Source organism: Bradyrhizobium barranii subsp. barranii (assembly GCF_017565645.3).
GTDB lineage: Bacteria > Pseudomonadota > Alphaproteobacteria > Rhizobiales > Xanthobacteraceae > Bradyrhizobium > Bradyrhizobium barranii.
On record NZ_CP086136.1, the window covers coordinates 8,720,757 to 8,743,066 of the forward strand.

The following is a 22,310-nucleotide window of genomic DNA, read 5'->3' on the forward strand; positions in this document are numbered from 1 at the left end:
CCTCGCCAGTGGAATTGGACCTTCTATTTAGACACGGTTGAGAGCGCAGTTCTCAGTGGTTTGCGGGCTGAATTGAGCGCGCCGAAAGTTATTGCGGAGTACGTGCGTACTTATCTCGAAGAGCGAAAGCGCCTCGCGATCACATCGAATGGAAAAAGGCAGCGCCTCGAACAACAGCTTAGACAGTTGAATCGAGAAATCGAAAGACTGGTGGATGCGATCGCAAAAGGGCACGGCGATCGATCCATTCTCGGTCCGCGATCGACCGCCCTCGGCGCCGAACGCGAGCGAATATCTGAAGAGTTGCGGAGTGAACCGCCGGCCGCAAAAGAGGTCGCGCTGCATCCAACTATTCTCAAACGATATGAAGAACGGCTGGGCCGGCTCGAGGAGGCGCTAACGAAGGGTATCAGTTCGGGCGACGGAGAGGCCGCCGAAGCCATCAGAGACCTGATCGACACTGTCACCGTGTTCCGAGATCCATCACGCATCGGTGGCGTAACGGTGGAGATATTAGGCCGGTTAAACGCCCTGTTGGGGGAAAAGCTTTCCCAAACCAAGTCAAAGGGGTGTGGGGAAAGATGGTAGCGGGAGACCGCTACATCGCGAGACCCACTATTTCGGAGGCCTTGTTTTCTCACCGGAGAGCAGCCTAACTCGGATGGTCGGACCTCGACAGTCCGCCAAGAACCGCTGTTCGTGCGAAATCCGTCGGCTAAATGGTCGGCGAGCAGGTTCAAATCGGGGAGGCGCAACACCCGACCGCTGCGAAATGGAACTCGGGACGCCAGCGGCGCCTATTCCGGAGTGCCGTCGCCGGTCACGCAAGAGTCAGTGGCTGCGGGGGCTCGCAACACCGATTCTTTCGTTTGATCGAAAGTAGGATTCCGCGACGGGCTGCATAGCGTAAGTCTTTCCTCTGGCCGACGGGATCCCAGGTCAGGCGACAGAAACAACGTTATTGCGTGCCGAGCCAGGATATCCCGTAGAGTCTGGCGCACATCAGACAGCGCGACGACAATTCTAGGCGCCCCCAGGCAAATGCGGCTTGCGCCGGAGTCGCCCTTCCCAACCGCGGCCGCAATGCGTGGGGTCACAAGTATGCTGCGACCGCGGGCGGCGGCAAATTGATCTGCGGACCACTCCTGGGGCAATGGCAACCATCCGTAGAAGGCCGGAAACTGGAGTTTTGCGGCTTTCGGAAAGATATCCAGGATCACCCGGTAGCGCTCAAGCGCCTCCAGACGCCGCTCGCGCAGTGCTTACTTGCTTACCGCTCTCGATCAGCCACACCACCACATGACTCAGTATCGGAACCACAAACCAGGTGGAGGCGGGCAGGAGGAGCTCAGTTTGAGCAGTGTAGGCTGCCGGGCCCGTCAATGTGCCGAGACGAAAGGCTGGCCGCAAGACATTTGGAGTACTGCGTGACGTGAAAGGAGCGGATTGGTGCCAACGACGCGATTGGCACAGGACGCTCGGCGAAGAAAAAACCGTAACGTCATACTCTATACTTCGGCGATGCGCTTCCGGCGAGCAAGACTCATGGTGCGAGCCGCGGGACTGTGTAAGGTCGGCATGCACGGATGCGCTTGCTGTTGCGCAGCTTCGTGATTCTAGGCCCGTGAGGGAATCTCCTCAACTGCTGCCCGAGGTCAACGCCGTCCTGCGTGGGTTTCCGGCCCAGCATCTCGCCGCGAAAGCTGTAGAGCCAAATCGTGCCCAGGGCATAAAGGGCGGCGATCGCCGCGAAAGCAAACGTGTTCTGAAGCCCTGATGTGCTGAGCAGAGCGCCAGCAAAAGTGCCAAGGGAGACCGCACGAGCGCGGATGGCAAGACGATCGCCTAGGGGGATTGGATAATCGACGTCGTTGGTGGCTTCAGCGTGATTGGGTTGAAGCTGGCATCATGGTCCTTATATGGACGCCTCAGGCGCGCCGTGGCTTTGTCGTAGACCGGAAAAGCCGCTTGGCCTCCTTGCGTGCAAGGTCTGGTGTCCAAGTGCACCGTGAGGACCGATGGTGACGAAGCGGTGGCAACCGAACGCTGGGTACTTGAGAACGTATGTCGCTTTGTCGCGTTGACGTTTACGGCGGGAAACGGCACGCCTTGATCATCCGTATGGAGCGATACCGGATACGGTTGATGACGAAGATCAAAGGCATGTCTAACCCGTCCTATTCGTGAGAGTGCGGCTTTTGGGCCCGATTGATGCGGCCGCACATCTTGTCTGACGAGGCGCACAGGATTGCCTTCGGCTTTTCGCCGCCTGACGACCGGTACTTTGCAACGCGCTTGAGGGATGGGTTGGGCGAACGGGGGCGGACGCCCCGCCGGTCAAGGACCGAGCGGCAGCAGCGCGCCGGGCAAGCCGCAGATCAGGTCGGCTTCGGGACATGCCGCGGCAAACGCAAGGCGAATGCGGCTCGTGGTCTCGACGACACGGGCGGCGATTTTCAAGAGCCGAAGACGCAGCGTCGCGAACTCGGCAGCGGCCAATTCCCGGGCTTTGGGAATGGCGTCGCGCACGGTCAGCATCAGCCAATAAGCGGCCGTATGGAGCACGAGACGGACCTGGTTGGCGAGCGCCGAACGGCAGCTGGTGCGATCGGAGGCGAGCTGCGTCTTATGCAGCTTGATCAGATTCTCGGCTTGGCCGCGCGCGCAATACAGGCTGTCGTAGATCCACTCGGCCGAGCCGACATCGAGGCTGGTGACGACGAAGCGGATGTCGAGGCCGAGCATCGTCGCCTCAATACGGGCGACAGTGCGCCGTTCGCGATCCCAGGACTTTGCCTTGTGGCGCGTCTCGGTATAGCCACGCAGAACCGGCAGGTTCTCGATGGCGCGTCGCGTGCGGATGTCGTCGGCGACCTCGTCGACTTTTCTGGCGAGAGGCTTGGTGCCGGACAGACCGAAGATGTAGTCGATGCCGTTGGTCTCGCACCACGCCATGGCCTCCGGCCGGGCATAGTGCCCGTCGCCACGGAACGTAATTTGCGTGTTGTGCCATCGCGTCCGGATATGCCGTACCAGGCGGCGCAGATGGGCACGCACCTCGACGCCGCCCGGCGTCTTGCCGGGCCGCAGCACGACGGCCACGGGCCGGCTCTTCTCCGTGTCGTAGACGTGGATCGGCAGAAAGCAGCGTTCATCATAATGAGCGTTGAACAGCGAGAGCTGCTGATGGCCGTGGACGACGTCGCAGGTATCATCGATGTCGAGCGTGACGGATGCCGGCTCGTGGGGGTAGCTATCCATCCATGCGTCGACCAAAATGTAGGTCAGTCGGATCACGTCGCGCAGGCGCGGAGCATTCTCCAGCCGCGACAGCGTCGGCTGGGAACACAAATCCCGGCCCGTGTCCGGCAGCCGTCCGCAGGCCAGTTTGAATGCCGGATCGGACCTCAGATGATCGAGGTCGTCGGCGTCCTCGTAGCCGCAGCAGATCGCGAACATGCGAGCGCGGAGCATATCGACCAGGCTGTGCACGACCCGCGTCGGATCGCGCCGATCCGGGAACACCCGGGCCAGATTGTTGGCCAAACCGAGACGCCGCTCGGCCATCGCCAGAAGCATCACGCCCCCGTTCGAGGTTAGGCGCCCACCATCGAAGGCAGCTGTGACTTTCTTGGCGTGAACGGCTGGAAACGAGAAGGGCGGAATCGTATCGTCGGTCATGGCGGGCGTGGCGTTCGCGGTTGGAGGTGATGGGGTTGGCTTCGCAACCGAATCCTACGCCGCATCAGCGCTTTACCCCTCAGGCGCACTCTTACGAATAAGACGGGTTAAGTTGAAGAAAGATTGAGTGACTCCCGATCATTTCTGTGCCGAAACGTGGAGTCGCGGTCGTGCCGCGTCCAAAGAAACCGGCGCGAGCGGCCTATTAGACGCGGTAGGTGATCAGCCTCCGAAACGAGACTATCAAGCATGAAGAGATCGAGCGCGAGGCAGAGGTTTTATTTGTGTTGAATTCTTGCTTCTCGATAGTGGTCTGAAATCGTATCATCGGTCATGGCGGGCGTGGCGTTCGCGGTTGAAGGTGATGGGGTGGCTTCGCAACCGAATCCTACGCCGCATCAGCGCTTTACACCACGCTCGCCAGCCTCTCAGGCGCCCTCTCGCGAATAAGACGGGCTAAAGCCTGGACGTATACGCGTCGTACGATGCTGTTGGGCAGTAGCTTCTTGGGTAGCGCGTTGTTCGGGGGCGTTACGGTGCCTACACCCAATCAGCCGCAGCGCAAGGATGCCATGGTGTTGAAGGCGGCCGACTCTCCCTTCGTCGTTGGCTGCACACAAGACGGCATTACCTCGTTGCGTTATCGTAACGATGCTTATGACACGGATTATGTTCTGCCTGGAGCCGTGCTGGGGACGGCTCACGCTAGAGTTCGGCGTGCCGGATCACGAGTGGCATACGCTTCGAACCGGCGTTGATGCAACGAAGCCGATGCATAGCGCGGCCCTTGAACTAGCAGCCCGCGATGCCGGCGTCCTTCTCACGACCCGCCTCGCAGTCGACGAGGCTGGATTGACGTGGGAGATCATGCTGCGGAACGACGGCATGGCGAGCGTGGAGGTTGGCGACCTCTATTTTCCCATGCCGATGAACACCGAATTTCCGGCAGGGCAACCGGCATCGGTGGCTGTTTTGAAGCACAGCTTCGTCTCGGGGCATGGATCGCACATCTTCTGGATTCGCGGCAACAGCACCGGCCCCTTCCTCATGCTCTTACCGGAAGCGGACACGTCACTGGAATATTGGGATGTCCACAAGGATTCGGCCGAAGCCAGTGGGACGTGGTGCGCCTACATCTTGGGCGGAGCGGCCGCCGGCGAGGCAGTGGCGGCGGGGATTCGCTGGCGACAGCCGACGCATTCCCTGTCCCTGTCGCCGGCCGAGCAACGGCGTTACCGTCTCCGCTTCCAATGGGTTGCCAATTACGAGGCGGCGCGCAGGGCTATCGCGGACGCCGGTCTGGTGGACGTGGAAGTGATGCCGGGCATGACGGTTCCCAATGACCTGCATGTCGACATCGCGCTCGCGTCCTCCATTCCGGTGGAGCGAATCGAAGCGGAATTTACCGGCGACACGGTGGTGCAACGGTTGCCGGATCGGGCTGGCAGGCGCCTGTGGCGGGTTCGCTTTTCGCGATTGGGCGAGAACCGGCTGACCCTGCACCAGCCGGGTGCGCGCCAGACATTTCTTGAATTCTTCGCTACCGAGCCCGTCGAGACGATGATGAAGAAGCGCGCAACCTTCATCGTGAAGCGGCAGCATCGTGACCCGTCCAAATGGTACGACGGTTTGTTTGGCGAGTGGAATATGGAGACGCAGGTCCTGCTTGGCCCGGACAATTACGACCGGATCAAGGGTTGGCGCATCTACGAGGTGACGTGTGATGATCCCGGGCTGAGCAAGCCCGCTTACCTCGCGACCAAGAATGCCGAGCATCCTGATGTGGCGGAAGTGGCGGCGCTGGATCGGTATATAGACACGTTCGTCTGGGGCGGGCTGCAACGTACCACACAGGAGGCATACGCCTACGGCCTCTACGGCATACCCGATTGGAAGCAGAACAGGGAAAGCAGCGATCCCGGCCCGAAGGGTCGCCTGCATATCTGGCGGCCTTATGACTATCCGCACATCTTCGCGATGTATTTGGCCATGCACCGCATCGCGCGTGACCATCCCGCGATACCCACCCGCCAGAGCGCACGAGATTATTTGGTACGCGCCTACGGTACGGCGCTGGCCATGTTCACGGTGCCGATGCGCGTGGTGATGTGGTCTGCCTACCGCACCGGCTTCTACAACGAATGTGTGATCCCCGAACTGGTTTCGGCGCTCACGACGGCGGGCTTGACGCGCGAGGCGGCGACGTTGGAGGCGCACTGGGCGCGTAAGGTGCGCGCCTTCGTCGATCCGAAGGCGGACCTGTTCAAGTCTGAATATCCGTTCGATTCCACAGCCTTCGAATCAACGCAGGCACTGGCGCGCTCGGCCCTTGACGACCCTGTCGCCATGGGGGTTTCGAAGGCGGCGGCGCGTGCCTTCTCGGAGCGTCAGATCGCTGCAAATCTGTTCTGCCGTGGCTGGCTGGAACCTGCTTATTACTATCTGGGCAGCGATTATCGCCACACTGCGGGCGACGCCTATACGCTGACTTACATGGCGCAGATGGGTGGCTGGGCGCTGCTTGATCATGCGCTGAACGATGCAGACGACCCGCATCCGCTCCTTCGTCTCGGCTATGCCTCACAACTCAGCGCGTGGGCTTTGCTGAACAGCGGCCCTGCGTCGGCGGGTCATGGCTATTGGTATCCGGGCGAGGAGAATGACGGCGCGGCCGGTGGCGGCTTCGAGCCGGCGCCGAGCGGCACCACATGGCTCGGTCAGCCGCATCACCGTGGAACGTGGTATTACTCGTGCGAGATCGACCTGGGATTTTGTGGGGCGGTCCGCGCTGCTGCGACGATCGTTGCCGACGATCCCATCTTTGGGCAGGTTTGTCACGGTGGCATCATGGAGACGTTCGCTCACACCCTGCGTATCTGGCCACGTGATGGCGTGCGGCGACGGCTCAACGTGCGGCTCCAGTCTCTTCGATTGGACTTGGTGCTGCTCGACGCGCGATTCCGGGCGGATCGACCGATCATTCTGAATTTGGGGGCGGGGTGGATCAGCCTTACGCCTGAGCCCTTTGCCCCATCTGGATCGGGAGTGTCGTTCGAATTGCGGTACGATGACGGGAGAAAGCGCAAGGAAGTCATCGACATCACGGACAGCCAGCTCGTCGTCCGCTTGCCTGCGGCGCGCTTACCGCGGGTTCAGGTTCGCTAGATGTTTAGTCCCGGGCTTTGATGGTGCATCCTTATCGCACGATTCGAAGGAAGCGCCATGGGACAAATTTTACACGGCCGCGCCACCACGACGGAGGCGGTCCGTCGAGCAATACAAAATAGTCAAGAGAGCTTAAGAGCGCTGGCTAAGCGCTAAGGGATCAATCCCAAGATGGTCGCCAAGCGGAAAAGGCGCGGCTCCGTCAGTGACCTGAAGACAGGACCCAAGGAGCCTAAGTCCACCTTTCTATCAGTGGAGGACGAAGCCATCATCGTGGCATTTCGCAAGTATACGCTGTTTCCGCTCGATGACGTCTCTACGCTCTTCAGGCCCCGATCCCGCATCTGACCCGCTCACCGCTTCATCGATGTCTTCAGCGCCACAACATCTCGCGGCTGCCAGACGTGGAAGATGGCAAGGCATCAAACGCAACGGCGCCTGCAAGCTCGCTCCCATCCAGCCCGTTCGAAGCTGCTTCCGGGGCGCACACCACATAGGCGACAAGACGCTGCTCGCCGCCAGGGCCCTCGTGCGCCACCACCACCGCCTCGCGCACGAACGGGTGCTCGGCAAATCGCGCCGCGATCTCGCCGGGCTCGATGCGGAAGCCGCGGATCTTCACCTGGTCGTCGTTGCGGCCCAAAAACTCAAGATTGCCGTCCTCGCAGATAGCGCGCCAGATCGCCGGTGCGGTACAGCCGGTCGCCGTCCACAAAGGGACTGGCGATGAACCGCTCCGCGATCAGCTCGGGCCGGTTCAGATAGCCGCGCGCCACCCCGCCCCGCCGACGTAGAGCTCCCCGACCGCGCCAAACGGAACGGGCGCGCCATGACCGTCCAGCAGATAGATCCGCGTGTTCGCGATCGGACGGCCGATCGGGAGTCAGCGGGCCGTCTGATCAATGGCGGCGATCTCGCAGACCGCCGCAAAGGTCGACGTCTCGGTTGAACCGTAGCAGTGCAAGAGATGTTGCGGTCGGCTTTGGCTCAAAACCCGCGCCACGGCCGCCACATCAACCGGGCCACCACTAAATAGGAGAGATCGCAAACTCGCCAGCACCGGGCCTAACTCATCAACGCTCTGGCTGAACAACCCGGCGGTCAAATGCAGGACGGTGATGCGGTGCCGCCGAACCAGAGCGCGCATCACCTCCGGCTGCAGCACAGCTTGTGTGGAATCACAATTAGGCTGGAGCCGTGCAGCAGTGCTGGCCAATCTTCCAGCGTATTGATACTAAAGGCGGGATTGCCTACCCAGGCCACGCAATCACTCGAGGTAAACTCCGCATAGCCGTTGTTGATGACGAGGCGGTTGACAGCACGATGAGGTACAACCACCGCCTTCGGAAGGTCGGTCGACCCGGAGGTGTACATCACGTAAGCCGGAGCATCGGCGGTCAATGCCAGGCCACGATCGGTCCTACACCCTGTTCCAGCCATGATAAGGTCAATGGCCAAAATAGGAATCGCAATCTCAAACCGTCCCTCATTCTCGTCACCTACGAGGACCAGGCGCACAGCTCAGTCGGTCATAACCCAGCTTTGTCGCCCAACTGGAACGCCCCGATCAATCGGTACATCAGGCACAAATTGCATCTGTAATGCTAGTGCATGGGAACGAAGCACCCCTTATAAGCTCGAACATTTCTTCGCAGCTTCGGACGAGTGACGGGCAGGTCGGTTAGGGGCGCACCAAGGCTACCTTGCCGGCCGGCAACAAAGCAGGACAGCAACTTGTTGTGTCCTCGCGAGCTCGCTCCCTTCAGAAGTGTCGGCGCTAGGAGCTGGACGTGCGACGCCGTCCCAGATCGGAAAACTCTGCTGAAATATACCACGCGCGTCTAGATGTTAGCATGCAAGTGACTTAAGCGCTCCAGCCCCTGCTCTATGAGAGATATTGGAAGATAGCTGAAACACAGGCGCACGTGACGGCCACTTCCTGGGCCATAGTTGCGACCATTTACAAGGTGCACGCCGTGCAAGCGGCTTGCATCGCGCTATCAACGTCACCGGCGAGCGACAACACGCCTCAAGCACCTTGCGAACTTTCCTCGAAAGGTGCACTTCTCTTGCTCCGAGTATCATCCATATCTTGAATCACGACTCACGATCCAAGGAAAGTGGGTACTAGTACCCGGAATCAGAGCTGAGTGATACGGCGGCCTTTGAAACGGCGTTGACGGACCTTTTTCTTGGTCCAGACGAAGGGCTCGGCTCTGTCGTTGTATGCGTTCACGTAGGCATCGATGTGTTCCTGAAGCTGCTTGAGGCTCGTGAAGGAGGTGCCGCTGAGCGACTGCCCCTGCAAGATGGAAAACCATACTTCGACCTGATTGAGCCATGACGCACTTGTCGGCGTGAAATGAAATTGCACGTTGGGGTGGGCCTTGAGCCAGTCCTCGTTCTTTTTATGGGTGTTGAGGTTGTCGAGGATGACGTGAAGCTTGCGGTTCGGAAAAGCCGCGGTGACGCTGTTCATGAAATCGAGAAACTCGACGCGGCGCCGGCGTTTTGAATGGGTCGCGATGATCTTTCCGGTGGCGACTTCGAGCGCCGCAAACAATGTTGTGGTGCCATGCCGCTTGTAATCGTGGCTTTGGCCGGTTAAGGCGCGGCCATTGGGCAACTTCAGATAACCCTGCGCTCGCTCCAAAGCCTGGATCGAGGGCTTCTCGTCCACGCACAGCACAATGGCCTTCGCCGGCGGCGCGACATAGAGGCCGACAACATCGGCGGCTTTGGCCGTAAAGTTCGGGTCGTTGCTCTCGCACCAGGACTTGCGAGCCACCAGGTCAATCTTGTGGCTGCGCAGGAACCGCCAGACATATTGGACATCGACATCGCCCAGCGCCTCGGCCAGCAGGGGGCCGGTCCAGCGCGCAAACCCTTGCGGTGGCGGCTTATCCAGCAGCTTCAGAATCCGCTTGTCGGTCGTCTTCGTATAGATCGGCTGCTTGCCAGGCCGCGGCTTGTCTTGCAGCCCTTCAAGGCCATGGTCGGCATAGCGATGCCGCCAAAGGCTGACAATCCGCGGCTGGACCCCAACTTCCTTGGCGATCGACCGGGTGCTGCGCCCATCCGCCGCCAACAGAACTATCCGCGCCCGCTTCAAATCGCGCTGCAACGTCACCGGTGAGCGACAGCACGCCTCAAGCACCTTGCGATCTTTCCTCGAAAGGTGGACTTCTCTTGCTTCGGGTATCATCCCGACCTTGAATCACGACTCACGTTCCAAGAAAAGTGGGTACTAGGTGATATGCTGTCGGCGCTGTAGATCGGGACCAATGAATTCGTTCGGTCCTGGCGACTCAATATCTCGCAGCTCCCGCGCCACCCCAGCGGTAGTTCACGCGGACCAAACCGATATCAACGTCCTGACCAATACGCGCGGTCCCAGCACGACCGCCCGCCGGCCCCACGAATCCGGTTGAAAAGAAGAAGTCCACATCCCGATGACCCATGAACAAGTGATCGTACTCAAGGCCTAAAGACCAGTTCGGAGCGAAATCAAATTCAAGGCCCATGCCTACGGCGCCGCCCCAGCGAGTTTCGCTGCCGTTATCGACGTTCAGCCCCGTTGCGAAATCAAAGACCCGGTATTTGTCGCGGACGACCGCAGCGCCACCTTTCACGTAGAGCAGCACGTTATTCCAAGCGTAGCCGACCTGGCCCGTGAACAGGCCGAAGGCGTCGATCTTGGTTCCATCCTGGACGCCGACGAAAGCGAGGTTGGCGTTGGAGCCTCTGAAACCGGCCCAGTTGCCCTGCGCCTCCAAGCCGAACACCGAGTTGGCTATTTGCCAGCGGTAGCCGATTTGGCCGCCGAACGTCCCTCCGGTCGCATTATGGCAACCCATGCCACGGGGTGGACTGAAGACCAAGCCGGCGGCGTTGATCACGTCCCAGCACTGATGCGCTGAGCCACCGCCGCCGTTGATGCCGATGTAGAAGCCGGTCCAATCAAAGATCGGAATGACTATTGGAGGCGCTTTCGAGTAAGGCCGCGCGGGCAGATCTGCGGAAGAGGCAGGAGCGGTCAGCGCGATAAGCGCCACTGCGCCCATCAGGACGTTCTTCATACGAGTCGACTCCCCAATGGTTTACGGGGCACGATTGCCATGCGCCCGCCTTATCAATCGTAACCGGTATGAGCTCCCACGTGCGCGGTGATCAGCGAGCGCGGGCGTAGCGGATCGGCATCCAGTATTGCCGCAAGGCCTCGACCGCCGCCGGAATGTCGGCGTGGGCGTTACGCAGAAAGTTCTTGGTCTCGCGACCGCTTCGTGGTGGTCCAAGCAGCGGACGGCCCTGATCGTCGCGACAGTGCAGCAGGATGGGCAGAAGTAGGCCGCGATTGACGTTGCTGGCGTCCAGCAACGGCGCCCACGCCGATAGCTTGAGCCGCATCGCGGCATAGAAGCCTTGGCACCATGGTCGCGGATCGACGTCTCCACTGGGTTTGCGCCGGTGCATCGGCGCGAAGCTGTCGGGTGCGGTCGAGAGGGTGTTGCTGATGTCATTGTGGCGCAGCGCGACGGCCGATATGGCTGCAAACTCCGGGGTGCCGCCGTGGTTGAAGGCATCGGCATCGATGGCGAGCAGCGGGCAGATCCAGTCGAGTGGGCTCATCGACACCGGTCCGGCCACGATTGCGGCGACGTAGCCGTCGAGCATGGAGAGATTGGTGGCGGCAGGATGCTGATCGACGCGAGCCTGCAGCCATCGCTGGAGTTCCGCAAGTGGCATCGCGGCGACGGCCATCGATGACGATGCTTTATGGCGACGTGGGCTCACGCAGCGGCCTGTGCGGTGCGCTGGCGCGCCGCCTTCCAGTGCCAGGCAAGCAACTCGTGCAGTTGATGGCTCTTGGTTCGCCCGGAGACGATGCGCTCCAGCACGTCGGTCAGATAGGCCTGCGGATCGAGCTCATGGAGCTTTGCGGTGTTCACGATCGACGCCAGGATGGCCCAGCTCTCGGCGCCGCCTTCGCTGCCGCTGAACAAGGAGTTGCGTCTTCCCATGGCAATCGGGCGCATGGAACGCTCGACTGTGTTGGAGTCGACCTCGACGCGGCCGTCGCGGAGAAACAGCGTCAGTCCGTCCCAGTGATTGAGCGCATAGTTGATCGCCTCTGTCAGCTTCGATTGGGAGAACAGCTGGCCGACGATCTCGGTCAGTCGCGCATTGAGCGCCGCCATCAAGGGTGCGCTCCTGGTGCGGCGGGCGGCCAGCCGCTGCTCGGCACTACTGCCGCGGATCACTGCCTCGATCGCATAGACCGCCTGCAGCCGTTCAATCACCTCGCGCGCGAATGGCGACTGGGTGGTCTTGTACACCTCGACGAATTTGCGTCGGGCATGGGCGAGACAAAAGGCGAGCTGGATCGCGCCGCCATGACCGCGTGCCAGCGCCTTGTAGGCGGCATAACCGATGGAGTGGACGCCCCCCGACGGCATCGATTGTGCCAAAGTGCGGGTGTTGAAACCCGGTAAGGAGGACGTCCATGGACGACGAGGTTAGCATCATCGGTTTAGATTTGGCCAAGAACGTGTTTCAGGTCCACGGCGCGGGGCAGGACGGAAGGATGATCCTGCGTAAAAAGCTCAACCGCAGCAGATTGCTCGAGTTTTTCGCCAAGTTGCCAAGGTGTGTGGTCGCAATGGAGGCCTGCGCCAGCGCCCACTATTGGGGACGGGAGATTGGTAAATTTGGGCACGAGGTCCGGCTGATCCATCCCTCCTACGTGAAGCCCTTCGTTAAGCGTCAGAAGAACGATGCCGCGGATGCGGAAGCGATCGCCGAAGCCGCGTCTCGACCAACGATGCGCTTTGTCGGCGTCAAGAGCGCCGAGAAGCAAGCCTCTTCCATGGCATTCAAGGTTCGTGATCTCTTGGTTCGACAGCGTACACAGGCGATCAACGCTTTGCGCGGACATCTTGCGGAATACGGCTTGATCGTGGCTCAGGGCGTCAGACATATCCCCCGATTGCATGAGCTCCTGACAATATATCCGGACCTGCCCGATCTCGCTCGTGGCCTTTGCCAGACTCTCTTGAAGCACGTGGAATCCCTGTCGGAGCAGATTGCAGAGCTTGAGAAGGGACTGCGAGTGCGCGCGAGACAGGACGAGGTGGCCTCTCGCTTAATGACCATTCCGGGGATCGGGGCAATCTGCGCCACAGCGATAGAGGCCTTGGCGCCCTCGGCGGAGACCTTTTCCAAGGGGCGTGATTTTGCGGCCTGGATTGGTCTCACGCCCAAACAGAATTCTTCCGGAGGCAAGGACAGGCTTGGCAAAATCTCCAGGATGGGCCGGCGAGATCTCCGACGGCTCCTCGTGCTTGGTGCCACCGCCGTGGTGCGATGGGCAAGACGATATGGACCGCCAGCAGGATCCTGGCTCGCGAGAATGCTCTTGAAGAAGCCACCAAAGCTGATCGCGGTCGCTCTAGCGAACAAATTGGCGCGTATCGCTTGGGCCTTGATGGTCCGCGGTGGCGCTTATCAAGCTCCAGCGTCTGGCGCTGCGTAACGCAGGGCCAGAAGCCGAGAGACGTCGGGAATGTGGTAAGGTCTAACGGAGGATTATGGGCAATCGGTCAGGGACTGGGATTGGAAGAATCAACAGGTGGATGAGTGCCAGAGAGCACGCATAGCCGAATTGGATCCAATCCACGCATTCCATAAGGGCCCGCGACGTGTCGAGGTCGCATCACGAGGCCGGACACACGTCAGCACCCGACCACATGCCTGTTCCGAAGTTAAATTTTGCTTGCATTTAGTGGGGCGTCCACACACGTCCACCTGCAGAATGCCGGAAAAGCCCGTCAACTGTCCGGCGATCTCCTTGGTGCCACGGCCGTCGGCGAATACGTAGGCAACCGCCGGCGGCGAGGGGCCACCCCATGGCTGGTCATCCATAGCATGCGCCCAGAACTGGCAGATGCGGGGGCGATGTCGTCCGGGATCGAGCACCGGCATCGGCGTCTCATCGCAGAACACGCGCGGCGCGGCCTGAATCATCCGCAGCTGCAGCTCATAAAGGCTCCTGAGCCACCAGGCGGCACGTTTGACCCAACCGGCGAGCGTCGCGCGGTCAAGATGGATGCCCTGGCCGGCCAGGATCTGAACCTGCCGGTACAGCGGCAAATACCAGGCGAACTTCGAGACCACCACGTGGGTCACGAGGGCCGTCGACGCCATGCCGCCTTCAATCAGGCGCGGCAGCACTTTCGCCTGGACTACGCCATCAGTGCAGCCGCGGCAGCCGTATTTGGGACGGATCGTGCGCAGCACGCGCAGGATCGCCGGGATCACGTCCAACACCTCGCTGACGTCCTCGCCGATCTTGTGAAGCTGGCCTTGGCAGCACGGGCAGGCCGTCACCTCCGGCTCCAGGACCTGCTCACAGCGCGGCAGATGCTTGGGCAACGCGCCGATGTTGCGGCGCGCCTTCTTGCGCGGCTTATCGGCCGGCTTCGCCGCAGGCACATCGTCGTTGGCAGCTGCAGGCGGCGTGACACTGGTCTCAAGATCGTCAAGCTCAAGCGCAAGTTGCTCGGCCACGAGCGTGGCAAGCCGTTCCGAGCGCTTCCCGAAGATCATCTCCTTGAGCGTCTGCATCGCAACACGCAGCTTCTCGTTCTCGGCGTCAAGCGCGAGCACCATCTCGGTTAGAGCGGCTGGATCAGTCGGGAGAACGTCCGGGCGAATCGCCATGAACGGACCATACATCCGCGCGCCACAGGCTCCAGCGAAATCCTCTCCTCTCAGCCGACAACGGCCGGCTGCTTCACAGGCTTGGGTGAGACGCGCGTCCACTCGAGTCCGTCGAGCAGCATCGCGAGCTGCGTCGCACTGAGATGCACCACGCCGTCGCGGATCGGCGGCCAAGTGAAGTGCCCCTGGTGCAACCACTTCGTCACCAGCACCATGCCGCTGCCGTCCCACGCCAGAAGCTTCACCCTGTCCATGCGTTTGCTGCGGAACACGAAGACGTCGCCACAATACGGGTTCACACGCAGCGCTTCGCTCACCAATGCCGACAGCGTATGCACCGACTTGCGGAAATCGACCGGCTGTGTCGCCAGCACCACCTTGAGGTCAGAGCGTAGCGCAATCACCGGATGCCCCGAAGCGCCGCCAGCACGGTCGACAGCGTCGCCAGCTCCACGCCCGGCTCGACCCGGATGCGCGCCCCGTTCACCTCGATCTCGACAACTCCGCAAACCTTGGCCGGCGGCGCGGCGATCTCCAAAGGCTTCGTCTGTAGCCGCGAAATACGCTCGGGCTCGCCGGCTGTCCCGCTACCGCTCTCGGCACCAATTTGGATTGGCACGAAGTTCGGCGCCTTGCCCACCACCGCCGCCGCAACTTGGCGTCGCCACACCGTAAGCAGCCCCCGCGAAACGCCGTTGCGCCGCGCAACCTCGGAGATGTTCGCACCCTCCCCAAAGCTCTCCGCCACGATCCGGGCCTTCTCCTCGCCGTCCACCGACGCCGTCGGCGCTCCCCAGTGATCACTTCGACGCGACGATAGGAGTCATCTTCCTGCCTGGCATCAAGCATGGCATTTGCCATCGTTCCACCTCCACCGATCAGCTCATGCCAGGCTGTATCGCGCGCAAGCCGAGGGGTGGCTAGGTGGGGGCCTCATGCCGGTTACTATCAATCAACTATCAGGGTCAGTAGCTGACTAAGGTGCAAGACGTTGTGAGTCCAGCAGCATGCTGAGCGAGCACGTTCATTTAGGATGCCCACCAATTCCGGTAGGGAAACGTCGCGGTCCCGTCTTGGGCGATACTGAGCTAAAATGAGCATATTGAACCGTCTCAACGCGAAGAGATGCTCAAAATGCAAATGGCTATTTGGACCGCACTCGCGTCTTCGCGGTGGGCGTCTTTGCGGTAGGCGCCTTCGGTTGGATGGTAAGGCCGTTTATGAGCCAGCCCGTCAGGCAGATGCTCAGGCCCATCCTCCACTTGAGACCCGACGCGACTGCCTGGAAGCGCGGGCCTCCAATCATCAATAGTGAAGACGAGCTGATGGACGGGAGGCTGATACGGGCAATTGCGCGTGCAGAGGTCCGGACGCGCGACCGTATCATCCGCCTGCTCGAAGCCGAGGTCCTCCTCGATGCCGGCATCCAGGCGCTTCGCCCTGAAGAACGGCTTCGCATCGTTGCGGCCGCGTGCCAAGCACAACTGGCCGATGCCGCCCTTAAGCTCCAGGAGCGCAGCGTGGTTGTGCTGGAGCGCCAAGCCACTGCATTGGTCGCATGTGCCCAGCAGCGAGGCCGCGGTTGGGCGTCAGCATTGCTGCCACGGTGCCGACTCAAGCGGCGCCGATGACGGTAAGTCTCGCTTTTTCATCCGTGTCGGAATTGGCTGCAAATCATTCACTTGCGCTGTCGATGATTGCGGGGACGACAACGATCGACATGAAGATACCGTGGATAGGTCTGGGTGCAAACACCACGACGAACGCAAGTCGGAAAGCAGACAAAGCCTACACAAACATGGTGCGAACTGTCGACTATTGCCTGGCACGAAGAATGCAGACCCCCGATATGCCTGGGGCGCCCTCCTTGGGCATGGCTACCATCGCACGTTGAGGCCGTGGCTGGCCACGGAGGTTAGCGGACGTGACATCGATGGGGGACGGCGCCTGCTCGTGCGGGACACCGACAGGCACCTGCGTCACGTCGCCGCTAACTTTTATCTCTCGCGAATGGCGTATTCGGCGGTTGGTCCACTTTATAAGTGACGTGTCGAAAACGAACAGATGGGCCCGGACTTATGAAAGAAATGGTTGGACGACGAATGCTTTGGTTCCGTCCCCGCCTGTTGCTGGTCTGCTTGGCAGGGGCCATCACGTGCAAAAGTGTTCGTGCCGACGACAATCCACTTGTCGACAAGGTCAAGTCGACGTGGCGAGCGCAAGACGGCGAGACAGTAGAACAAATTACTGCCAACGTCGCGAAGGTGGCGCACTTCGTCCCTCGAACGTGGGGCGTTGCCCGAGGAATTGATCAATCTGAATATGTCTTCCTTTCGTGGACTTGGCACCGCGGCCAGGTCACGCCGAACGGGACGATTAAGATTGCGTCGACGTATGCAAAGCCGATGGAATTGGGCTGGCGGGCCTTCGCGCTCTCATTGATTGCCGGTGAAGTCTCTGACGACGAAAAGGACGTGAATCTTGGCTTTCTGCACGATCCGGCCAATTTCAACTTCGTGACGACCGCACAAGGCAAGCTGGGCAATCTCCTCGGGCACGGCCGTGCACGATCGTTGAACCTGTTAGCGTGGATTACTTGCCGAAGGTTGACGAGAATCAGACCACGAAAGGTGATCTGTGGCTCGTGCTGCTTTTGATGAACTGCAATATATCCCAGGTCCCCGCTATTTTACCCGCAAGGGGGTCATCACCTTCGAGAAACGCGAGGGACAAGAGTGGGGAGCCGCAATCCTTCCTTGCCAAGCGTATCGCGACATTTCCCCCGGGCTCATGGTTTGATCACATTGAGCCGGATGAACGGGACGCGCTAGAAAGGGCGTGAAGATGAACGCGGAGAACAATTTCGCGGCGCGGCTCATCGACGCCGGTCGCCTGCCGGCAATAGCACGTACATGCGGTCACTGAAAGCTGACGTCTACGTCAATAAGGCGCTCAAGGAGCTTTGGCGAACCAGGTCGCCTGAAGAGGCAAAGAGGATTGCTGAGCGCTGGGTCTTGTGGGACCCAGAAAGGAAGGCCGTGGCCGCGCATGCCTCCGCTGGAAAACGTGATTCCGTTCCATCGCCGGCACGGCACGGGTATCGGTTGTGAATCGGCCGGTGACGCCATTGCATGCAATCCGGGACTGGTTCGCAAAGCAGGATGAAGAGGTGCAATGCGAGATCGCTGGCATGGCGGCGCTTTTGGTCTTCGAAGGTGCGGACCTTCTCGACCTCAGCAGCCGAGAGTGGTGTGACTGTCTTCGGAGGTGGCTGAGTGAGGCGGGATTGCCAGCCCATACGATCATCGGCCGCGCTTTGACGTTCCGGTAGGGTCGAAGACTGGCGCGCCGACAGGCCTCTCGACCGTGCCACGTTTCCAGTCCCCTCCACGTCGCACGCAGCATGCGGATTTCCCGCACTGCGCGCTCCCATTTGCTTCACGCCAACGCTTATGGGACCTATCCTGCTGGGGCGACTTTCGGCCCGTCGCGTCGCACTCTGTAGGCGTTGAACAGCCCGAGAGTGTCGTACAGCCACCGCCTATTCCATCGTTCCCAGCCGAAGCCCTTTCGTTTCTGAGCATGCGCCAGATGGCGCCTGACCTTCTTCTCCACCCAGTCTTTGATGAAGCTGAAGCACTCGCTGGAATGCCCCACCGCGAAGTAGTTCACCCACCCCCGGAGCATCGGATTGATCAAGTTTATCACTCGTTCAACCGGTTGCGACCGGTGTCGGCGGAACACCTCTTTGAGCGCCCGCACCAGTGCCGTCCGCTTTTTGAGCTTGGGCGTGTAATGCGGCCGCATCGCTCCGCTTAGTCCGCGGAAGTAGCGGAACTCAAAGCCCAGGAACCCAAAGCACTCACCGCGCTCAAGGTCCACTGTGCGGCTCTTTTCATCATTGATTTCCACCTGCAGCTTGGCGAACTCCTCCCGGAGTCGTTTGGTCACGGCTCCAATCAGCCAGTCATGACGCTTGTAGGCGTCGATCAAGACCACCAGGTCGTCAGCGAATCGCGCGTATTCGACGTAGGTGTACTTGCCGTTGCGGGTGACTTCCCGCGCTCGCTCCAGCATCCTGTCCACCTCATTGAGGTAGAGATTACTGAGCAAGGGCGAGATCACACCGCCCTGCGGAACGCCCTTCTTGCCTGAGGCTTTCAGCATCATCTTTAGGAGATGCAGTATATGCGCGTCATCAACCCGCCGCGCCACTTTCTCCAACAGCCGGTCATGCCGGACATTGTCAAAGTAGGCCCGTAGGTCAATGTCGAGAATCCGCGTCTTCCGTTGGACTATCGCTTCAGCCACACGCTTGATGGCGCCATGTGCTGTCCGTTTGGGCCGATATCCATACGACCCCGGTTGAAAGTCAGCCTCGAACACAGGCTCGAGGATGAGCTTGAGCGCCCCTTGCACCACTCTGTCGCGGATCGCCGGAATCGAGAGGACACGGACTTTGCCCCCGTCCTTCGGTATCTCCTGCCTCCGCGCGGGAAGTGGCTGGTAGGTGCGCCCGATCAGTTCGTCCCGTAACTGCTCAAGCAGAGCTTCCACGCCTTGCGTCTCAATGGCCTCGAAGGTGACACCGTCTATTCCCGGTGCTCCATCGTTCTCTTTGGCCATCTCATACGCAGCGCGCAGGGTCTCCATCTTGCAGACGTGGACGTATAGTCCCCAGAACCGCCAGGACGGTTCAGCCTTTGCCTTGACGTATATTCTCCGCCTCAGGTCCTGCAAATCAATGGACGCCTTTGTCATCTCGTCCTTGCCTTCCCTATGTTGGAGACATTGCAAATGGCAGGGTCCCTTGGCTCCACGGATATTACTCCGCTTCATTGCTACTCCGGACCCGGCCGCCACCCTCTCGTCTTCGGCCGACTTCCCGGTTTCGCCGGTTATACGGCCTACCTTGCTCCGACGATTTCGCGTCGGGACGAGGAGGGCTTCTCCAGTTGCTCAGCATGTCCTTGTCACCGTGCTGTCGCTTCCACCCCGCCGAGGTGAACATCCGTATCGGTCAGTCTTCAGTTGCTCATGCTGCCTTCGCCCTCCGGTTGAAGGCTCGGCCCTCGGGGATACTCACTTTCGAGGCCACAACGCGTTCACTTTTATTACGGCCCGATGACTCGTAGCCTCCCCTGGGGAGACTTTGTCGATAGGCTTCAGAGTTTCAGTTTCCATCACCTCTGCTATCCAAACTACGGGGCTCTGACTTCTACCCCGGCAGGTTTGTCTCCTGCTGAACATGCCAGCCTTCGCTGGACACACGACCGGTTTTGAGTATTTCGCGGAGAGCAGGTTCACCGAGTCGGGGTGGACGCGGTCCGAAACGACAGCTCTTAAAATTCTCGAAGATGCCAAGGACGTCCCGAACTCGGAAGCCGTGCGCCTTGCACCGATTGCCGAGAAAATGTTCGATACCCTGCCCGCTCGAAAGGGCCGTTGGATGGAGGTGCGGAAGTCCTGGATAGACCTGGCCAGTGCCAGCCTCACAGCCCCGGCTCTCAGGGTTTGGAGCGCCTCACAGATGAGATAGGAGGCAGCGCGGACCCTGATTGAGAAGTGCGGCGCCATCCCGAAAGACTTTAGCGAGGCGGCAAGGACCGGTACGTGCTTGCACTCGACCTCGATCCGGCCGCTGGCCAAGTACCTTGTAAGGTCGCCCTGAGCAACTTCGTGCTGCCGTATGATCGAGTTCGGCAAAAGCGACGACCGGCAGCAGCTCAATTTCCGTGTTGTCCAGTTGCTTTCCGTCTTGTCTGGTTGAAGACGGTGATGGTTGGAAACCCGACATGACGATGCTCGCATTCCGTCTTCATGCAAGGCCCGCAATCAGTTCTTTGCGCGGCGCGCAGCCGCTGCTGGTATGACTTGGTCGATGCCAATCAACGCGGCGCTGTTGCTGCTTCTGGTCAGGCACCGGGCGGCGACTGCATGTGGCTGTATATTCCGGAGGGCTTGTGGCGCTTGCTGATTATGCAGTCCCGGCAGTTTTGCTTCGCGATCATATTGTTTTGAACGCGCCGCCATCGGCGCGCCGATTGCATAGACATTCCGACTGCTACACGCCGGAGAACTTTATGTGCTCTGCTTCTCCCGTTTCCCGCCTTGATCCACCCAAGCAGGCGGCTCCTCGCAACGCCTATTTGGTCGGAACAGGCATCGCCGCCCTGGCCGCAGCGGCCTACCTCGTCAAGGAGGGCGGGCTATCGGGCCCGAATATCGTCCTGTTTGAGCAGATGGAGCAATTCGGCGGAAGCCTCGACGCACATGGCAATCCGAAGGATGGATACGTCATGCGCGGCGGCCGCATGTTCGAGGAAAAGTTCAACTCCACCTACGACCTGTTGTCCTTCATTCCCTCGATTGCCGACCCGAGCAAATCGGCGAAGGACGAACTGATGGAGTTCCATCAGGAGTTCTTCTGGAACGACAAGGCGCGCCTGGTTTCGGGCGGTCAGATCGTCGACGTCTCCGATCTCGGTTTCAGTGAGAGAGATCGGCTCGACCTGATCGCGCTTTGTGCGGCTCCAGAATCGGTGCTCGACGTCAGGACGATCCAGGACTGGTTCGAACCCCACTTTTTCCGCAGCAATTTCTGGTTCATCTGGTCCACGACCTTTGCTTTTGCGCCTTGGCACAGTGCGCTCGAGTTCAAGCGCTACTGTCTGCGCTTCCTGCATCTGTTCTCGACGATCGACACCATGGCGGGGATCTACCGCACGCAGTTCAACCAGTTCGACGCCATGGTCCGCCCGATCGTTGCATGGTTGAAGGCGCGGGGCGTGAGGCTCGAGATGGGGGCGGAAGTGACCGATATTGATGTTGGGATCGAAGGCGGTCAGAAGACCGCGACGCGGCTGCGGTATCGGCAGGGCGACGAGGACCGCGCCATCGATCTGGCTGAACGTGATCTTGTGTTCGTGACCAACGGGTCAATGACATCCGATACCAGCTACGGTTCGATGAACACGGTTCCGGTGCTGAATACGGAGCGAAACGGAGGTTCGTGGAGACTTTGGGAGCGTCTGGCTGCCAAGAGTCCAGACTTCGGGTGCCCCGCCGTCTTCGTTTCCAGGATCGACCAGTCCAAATGGGAATCGTTCACAGTGACGGCGGACGACTCGAGCTTCTTCGACCGGCTTGAAGCCTTCTCCGGCAGTCGAGCCGGCAAGGGCGGACTGGTAACAATCAAAGATTCTAATTGGCTCTTGACCGTCGTCCTTAATCGTCAACCGCACTTTTACCAGCAGCCAGAGAACGTCTGGGTCTGGTGGGGTTATGGGCTCTTCCCGGACAAACCGGGTAACTTCGTGCAAAAGCCCATGTCGGAGTGCACAGGGCGTGAAATTCTCATCGAGTTGCTTTCGCACCTGCGATTCACAGAGAGTATTCCGCACATTCTCGACACTTCGCGCGTCATAATGGCGATGATGCCTTACATTACCGCCCAGTTCATGCCGCGCGTGAGGACCGATCGACCGAAGGTTATCCCGGAGGGATCGCGCAACCTCGCCTTCATCGGCCAGTTCTGCGAGATTCCCGACGACGTTGTTTTTACCGTCGAATATTCCGTGCGCGCGGCGCAGACCGCCGTTTTCGGCTTGCTCGACGTCCAGCGTCCGCTCTCACCCTTTTACAAGGGCCAGCATGATCCCCGCGTCCTCTTCGACGCCTGGAAGACGCTGCACCGACATTGACCAACGGCACGAAGCAAGGATCATGGGATCGTGAACGACAAA

18 protein-coding genes and 2 pseudogenes are annotated in these 22,310 nt (G+C 60.3%); 7 read left to right on the top strand and 13 right to left on the bottom strand.

What is annotated here, in order from left to right:
* Positions 1–72: 72 nt before the first annotated feature.
* Positions 73–588 (top strand): hypothetical protein, encoded by a 516-nt coding sequence (locus tag J4G43_RS42625; protein ID WP_228411336.1) that lies wholly within the window; start codon positions 73–75, stop codon positions 586–588.
* Positions 589–2,337: 1,749 nt separating this feature from the next.
* Here the strand turns inward: J4G43_RS42625 and J4G43_RS42630 are convergent.
* Entirely contained in the window at positions 2,338–3,681 is a 1,344-nt protein-coding gene (locus tag J4G43_RS42630; protein WP_208084195.1) for an IS1380-like element ISBdi2 family transposase, read from the bottom strand.
* A gap of 669 nt (positions 3,682–4,350) precedes the next feature.
* Here J4G43_RS42630 and J4G43_RS42635 point away from each other — a divergent pair.
* Both J4G43_RS42635 and J4G43_RS42640 read left to right on the top strand, forming a co-directional pair.
* A complete protein-coding gene (locus J4G43_RS42635) occupies positions 4,351–6,846 on the top strand; it encodes a DUF5695 domain-containing protein (protein WP_225005433.1) in 2,496 nt (831 codons plus the stop codon).
* Positions 6,847–6,903: 57 nt separating this feature from the next.
* A pseudogene (locus J4G43_RS42640) lies at positions 6,904–7,265 on the top strand (IS481 family transposase); the annotation flags it as partial.
* On the opposite strand, the gene J4G43_RS42645 reads toward J4G43_RS42640, so the two are convergent.
* From J4G43_RS42645 to tnpC (J4G43_RS42670), 7 genes and pseudogenes are all read right to left on the bottom strand, one after another.
* Positions 7,220–7,489 (bottom strand): hypothetical protein, encoded by a 270-nt coding sequence (locus tag J4G43_RS42645; protein WP_208089631.1) that lies wholly within the window; start codon positions 7,487–7,489, stop codon positions 7,220–7,222. The pseudogene J4G43_RS42640 and the gene J4G43_RS42645 overlap by 46 nt on opposite strands.
* Positions 7,490–7,493: 4 nt before the next feature.
* A complete protein-coding gene (locus J4G43_RS55440) occupies positions 7,494–7,622 on the bottom strand; it encodes an AMP-binding protein (protein WP_208088547.1) in 129 nt (42 codons plus the stop codon).
* Positions 7,604–8,286 (bottom strand): annotated as a pseudogene (locus J4G43_RS42650) (AMP-binding protein). Before J4G43_RS42650 ends, J4G43_RS55440 begins: the two are co-directional and overlap by 19 nt.
* Before the next feature lie 700 nt (positions 8,287–8,986).
* Positions 8,987–10,051: an IS630-like element ISRj1 family transposase gene (locus J4G43_RS42655; protein ID WP_026192128.1), complete on the bottom strand. Its 1,065-nt coding sequence runs from the start codon at positions 10,049–10,051 to the stop codon at positions 8,987–8,989.
* Positions 10,052–10,154: 103 nt separating this feature from the next.
* Positions 10,155–10,925 carry an outer membrane protein gene (locus J4G43_RS42660; RefSeq protein ID WP_208088550.1) on the bottom strand — a complete coding sequence of 257 codons (771 nt, stop codon included), beginning with the start codon at positions 10,923–10,925 and terminating at the stop codon, positions 10,155–10,157.
* A 91-nt stretch (positions 10,926–11,016) separates the two neighbouring features.
* Entirely contained in the window at positions 11,017–11,607 is a 591-nt protein-coding gene (locus J4G43_RS42665; protein WP_208088551.1) for a YecA/YgfB family protein, read from the bottom strand.
* A 29-nt stretch (positions 11,608–11,636) separates the two neighbouring features.
* A complete protein-coding gene (gene tnpC, locus J4G43_RS42670) occupies positions 11,637–12,302 on the bottom strand; it encodes an IS66 family transposase (protein ID WP_225005434.1) in 666 nt (221 codons plus the stop codon).
* Between the two features lie 47 nt (positions 12,303–12,349).
* Here tnpC (J4G43_RS42670) and J4G43_RS42675 point away from each other — a divergent pair, with 47 nt between their 5' ends.
* Positions 12,350–13,378 carry an IS110 family RNA-guided transposase gene (locus tag J4G43_RS42675; RefSeq protein ID WP_208088552.1) on the top strand — a complete coding sequence of 343 codons (1,029 nt, stop codon included), beginning with the start codon at positions 12,350–12,352 and terminating at the stop codon, positions 13,376–13,378.
* Positions 13,379–13,467: 89 nt separating this feature from the next.
* Here J4G43_RS42675 and tnpC (J4G43_RS42680) read toward each other — a convergent pair whose 3' ends face one another.
* From tnpC (J4G43_RS42680) to J4G43_RS42695, 4 genes are all read right to left on the bottom strand, one after another.
* Positions 13,468–14,469 carry an IS66 family transposase gene (gene tnpC, locus J4G43_RS42680; protein ID WP_225005498.1) on the bottom strand — a complete coding sequence of 334 codons (1,002 nt, stop codon included), beginning with the start codon at positions 14,467–14,469 and terminating at the stop codon, positions 13,468–13,470.
* Between the two features lie 146 nt (positions 14,470–14,615).
* Positions 14,616–14,969, bottom strand: a complete 354-nt coding sequence (gene tnpB / locus J4G43_RS42685) for an IS66 family insertion sequence element accessory protein TnpB (protein WP_208088553.1) — start codon at positions 14,967–14,969, stop codon at positions 14,616–14,618.
* The gene (gene tnpA / locus J4G43_RS42690) at positions 14,966–15,340 is read right to left on the bottom strand and encodes an IS66-like element accessory protein TnpA (RefSeq protein ID WP_208088554.1); all 375 of its coding nucleotides are present in this window, start codon (positions 15,338–15,340) and stop codon (positions 14,966–14,968) included. The genes tnpB and tnpA overlap by 4 nt, the downstream gene beginning before the upstream one ends.
* A gap of 337 nt (positions 15,341–15,677) precedes the next feature.
* Complete coding sequence (locus J4G43_RS42695; protein ID WP_208088555.1) at positions 15,678–16,106, bottom strand: hypothetical protein; 429 nt, start codon at positions 16,104–16,106, stop codon at positions 15,678–15,680.
* A 41-nt stretch (positions 16,107–16,147) separates the two neighbouring features.
* On the opposite strand from J4G43_RS42695, the gene J4G43_RS42700 reads away from it, so the two are divergent.
* Both J4G43_RS42700 and J4G43_RS42705 read left to right on the top strand, forming a co-directional pair.
* On the top strand, positions 16,148–16,459 hold the full coding sequence (locus tag J4G43_RS42700) for a hypothetical protein (RefSeq protein ID WP_208088556.1): 312 nt from the start codon (positions 16,148–16,150) through the stop codon (positions 16,457–16,459).
* A 208-nt stretch (positions 16,460–16,667) separates the two neighbouring features.
* Complete coding sequence (locus tag J4G43_RS42705; protein ID WP_225005435.1) at positions 16,668–17,222, top strand: hypothetical protein; 555 nt, start codon at positions 16,668–16,670, stop codon at positions 17,220–17,222.
* Positions 17,223–18,024: 802 nt separating this feature from the next.
* On the opposite strand, the gene ltrA is transcribed toward J4G43_RS42705, so the two are convergent.
* A complete protein-coding gene (gene ltrA, locus J4G43_RS42710; RefSeq protein ID WP_208083522.1) occupies positions 18,025–19,326 on the bottom strand; it encodes a group II intron reverse transcriptase/maturase in 1,302 nt (433 codons plus the stop codon).
* 1,202 nt (positions 19,327–20,528) lie between these two features.
* Here ltrA and J4G43_RS42715 point away from each other — a divergent pair.
* The gene (locus tag J4G43_RS42715) at positions 20,529–22,268 is read left to right on the top strand and encodes an oleate hydratase (protein WP_225005436.1); all 1,740 of its coding nucleotides are present in this window, start codon (positions 20,529–20,531) and stop codon (positions 22,266–22,268) included.
* Positions 22,269–22,310 lie beyond the last annotated feature (42 nt).